Origin of the sequence: Aurantimicrobium sp. (assembly GCF_036667855.1) — a bacterium.
In the GTDB taxonomy this organism is placed as follows: domain Bacteria; phylum Actinomycetota; class Actinomycetes; order Actinomycetales; family Microbacteriaceae; genus Aurantimicrobium.
In genome coordinates, this window is sequence record NZ_JAVWTF010000139.1 from 1 (window position 1) to 500 (window position 500).

Here is a 500-nt window from a genome sequence, read left to right on the forward strand (position 1 = left end):
CACAAAACTTAAGACTAGGGATAATGCAAAATAATGAAAAAACATAAATATGGCATTTTATCAGGGAATATGTTATCTTGAGTTATCAGAAATTTTCTGCAATTTCAAGCTTTGGGCCGCTGGGGGTCAAGGGGTCGCAGGTTCAAATCCTGTCAACCCGACCACAAACATACAAGCCGCCAAGCTTTTCTGCTTGGTGGCTTGTTTTTGGTTCAGGGCTATTTTACGCTTACTCGCACAGGGAAAATCAAAGGGCTGGGATCGCACATGAAACCAAAATATACTATGACGCAAGAAGATGCCTTGTTCTACGCCAAGAGAAACCTGGTCGATAGCATTTGGAAAGAAGCCCTTATCGAGGGTATTGATGTCACTTTCCCCGACACCAATGAAATCATCGAGGGTCGCGCTGTGGCGGGAATATCGGTTGATGGAATAATCATTATCAACAACCTAAAGCATGGCTGGCAGTTTATTACTTCTGCTATTGATGCTGAAGT

The 500-nt window shown here is 43.0% G+C and carries 1 protein-coding gene; it reads left to right on the forward strand.

The features are described 5' to 3' along the window. Nucleotides 1–267 precede the first annotated feature (267 nt). On the forward strand, nucleotides 268–500 hold a 233-nt coding region (locus RR877_RS10750), incomplete at its 3' end, for a hypothetical protein (protein ID WP_332628268.1).